At 72.9% G+C, this 2,523-nt stretch carries 3 protein-coding genes; 1 reads left to right on the top strand and 2 read right to left on the bottom strand.

Translation table 11 applies throughout. The annotated features are described in order from the left end of the window. Positions 1-417 (top strand): glycosyltransferase (locus LLG88_05655; GenBank protein ID MCE5246392.1); only part of this gene is annotated, 417 nt, incomplete at its 5' end. On the opposite strand, the gene LLG88_05650 is transcribed toward LLG88_05655, so the two are convergent. Both LLG88_05650 and LLG88_05645 read right to left on the bottom strand, forming a co-directional pair. Next, positions 395-1,423 carry a methyltransferase domain-containing protein gene (locus tag LLG88_05650; protein ID MCE5246391.1) on the bottom strand — a complete coding sequence of 343 codons (1,029 nt, stop codon included), beginning with the start codon at positions 1,421-1,423 and terminating at the stop codon, positions 395-397. The genes LLG88_05655 and LLG88_05650 overlap by 23 nt on opposite strands. A 172-nt stretch (positions 1,424-1,595) precedes the next feature. Further along, the coding region (locus LLG88_05645; GenBank protein ID MCE5246390.1) for a polysaccharide biosynthesis C-terminal domain-containing protein at positions 1,596-2,523 on the bottom strand (928 nt) is incomplete at its 5' end.

The raw sequence follows: 2,523 nt of genomic DNA, 5'->3' as shown, positions 1-2,523 counted from the left end.
GCGGAAGCCGCGGCCTTCGGCGTGCCGGTGGTCTCGACCGCCGTCGGCGGCGTGGTCGAGCAGGTGCGGGACGGCGCGACCGGCCTGCTCGTCCCGCCGAACGACCCGCCCGCGCTCGCCGCCGCGCTTCGCGCGCTGGTGGACGACCCCGGGCTGCGCCGCCGCCTCGGCGAGGCGGGGCGGACGTTGGTGCGGGAGCGCTTCACGATTCAGCGCAACGTGCAGGAACTCGCGGCGGCGTACGACGAGCTGTTGGAACGTCCCCGCGCCGCCTTCGGCTGGACGTCCGGCTGGGGCCCCGTCGCGCCGTGGGGCCGGCTCGTCGGCGCGGCGCTGCGGCGTCGGCTCGGCGGGCGTCGAACCGCGGGCGCCCGCGGAGATTCCGGAGACCACGTCACGACGACGGCCCGCCGCTGAGTCTCCGCTCCGCCTTCTTCGCCCGCGGCGCGCGCGCCGCCTCGATCACGATGCCGGGCGTCGGCGCGAGCAGGCCGCCCGTCGCGCCCGCCGCGCACCGCGCGACGAGATACAGGACGCGCGCCGCCGCGTCGCGCGCCCTGCCTCCGCCGAGCGGAGGCGATGGATGAACGCGCACCGTTTCGAAGCCGAGTCCCCGCAGGCGCGCGGCGAGATACCGTCTCGAAAAGACGAAGATGTGCTCCGGGTTGAAGAACGGGATCCTGTCCTGGCGCAACAGTCGGGGGCGGGAGGAGAACGCGCGGCGCGCCGCCTGAGCGGCGCGGATCGCGCGCAGCTTGTTCGGCACGCGGAGAACCACGGCGCCGTCCTCCTCGAGAATTCGCGGCAGCGCCGACCAGAAGAACGGCAAGCGCGGCTCGTAGTACAGCACGTCGCTCAGGACGACGACGTCGAAGCGCGACGCGCCGCGCGCGAGCGTCTCGAAGCCGCCGCAGACCGTCTCGAGGCCGAACCGCTCCCGGGCGATCGTCGCCGCCCTGCTCGAGACGTCGCACACGACGATCTTCAGGTTGGGGCGGCTCGCCGCCAAGAGCGCCATGAGATGGCCGACCGCGCCGCCGAGGTCGACGACGCGTCCGCCGGGCGGCGCCCGGCGGTCGACGATCCGCGCCAGGTGCCGGTAGATCGCCCGCCGCGCCGCGAAGTACTCGTCGTCCTTGTAGGCGCGCTCGAAGTGGCGCCGCGTCACTTCCGGGTCGATGCGCGCGTCGGCCCAGATCAAGCCGCAGACGCCGCACTCCTTCAGGTGGATCAGCGTGCTGTAGTAGACGTACTGGCCGAGCCGGCGCAGCGGCGGCTCGCCGCAGTCGGGGCAGAGCGGAACGCGCGCCGCGGCGACCCGCTCGAAGGCGTGCCGCGCCGCGTAGTCGAGCCAGAGATCCGGCGTCCTGAATCCGACGTTGGCGTCGAGGATGGCGCGGATCGGCGTCTCTGCGCCGGACATCTTCGCGTCTCCGCGCGGCGCCCGGCGTCCTCCGAACCCGCCGCGCAAACGTTCCGCGACGGCCGACGAGCCGCGGCCGTCCGCGACGAGGTTGGAAGGTACGAGGCGAAGGGCTCGGACGCCGCGGCGCGGGCCGCTTCGCCCGACCCGGTCCCGCGGCGCCGGCGACGACCTATTCGCCGAAGCGGAACGCCTTCTGCCGCTTCTTGAGGACCAGCAGCGCCGCCGCGCGGAAGTCGCCGCCGACGGACGGCAGCGCGGACGCCGTGGCGACGAACGCCAGCATCACGAAGGCGTCGAACGCCAGCGACAGCGGGACGCTCTCGATCGACACGAGGTAGACCGGCGCGACGAAGAGCGCCGCGAGGCCGCAGAGCGGAAGGACCCGCCCCCACGCGTAGTCGAGCGGCCAGAGCCGCTGCGACGCGCGGTAGACGATCCAGAAGCGGAGGACGAACGCCAGCAGCGTCGCCCAGGCCGCGCCCATCCCGCCGAACGTCGGAATCAGGGCGAAGCTCAGCGCGATGATCAGGACCGCCGACCAGACCGCGCCCCGCGCGAGGTGCTTCGTCTCCTTCGCGTAGAGCACGCCGAAGTTGCAGAGCGCGGTCCACGCCTGGACGATGTAGGCGGCGAGGACGACCGGCACGACGCGGTAGGCGTCCCAGAACGCGGCGTCGGACATGAGGCGGAAGACGTCGCGGGCGAACAGCGTCATCCCCAGCGCGACGAACATCAGGACGGTGTTGAACGTCAGGAAGAGCCGCTTCGTCGCCTCCTTCTCCGCCCCGCGGTTGGCCAGCTCGAACCGCTGCGCCTCCCAGATGCTCATCACCGGCGCCACCGCGAAGGCCCAGAGCAGGAACCCCATCTTGTAGCCGAGGGCGTAGATCCCCACGGCGCCGAGGTCGGCGTACGCCTTGAGGAAGTAGCGGTCGGAGAAGGTCAGGACGAACGCCCCGAGGTTGGCGACGACGAACGGCGCGCCGAACCGCAGCATCTCCCGCGCGCGCGCCGCGGAGAAGTGCAGCCCGGCGCTGCGGAAGGTGCGGACGACGAGTCCCGTGCCGATCAGCGCGAAGCTGAGGACGGTGCTGAGC

Source organism: bacterium (genome assembly GCA_021372775.1).
In the GTDB taxonomy this organism is placed as follows: domain Bacteria; phylum Acidobacteriota; class Polarisedimenticolia; order J045; family J045; genus JAJFTU01.
This window is presented reverse-complemented; position numbering and strand designations above follow the sequence as displayed.

Bases quoted from the DNA above. Each gene is read 5' to 3' on its own strand.
- LLG88_05650 (MCE5246391.1), bottom strand. From the start codon at position 1,423: ATGTCCGGCGCAGAGACGCCGATCCGCGCCATCCTCGACGCCAACGTC.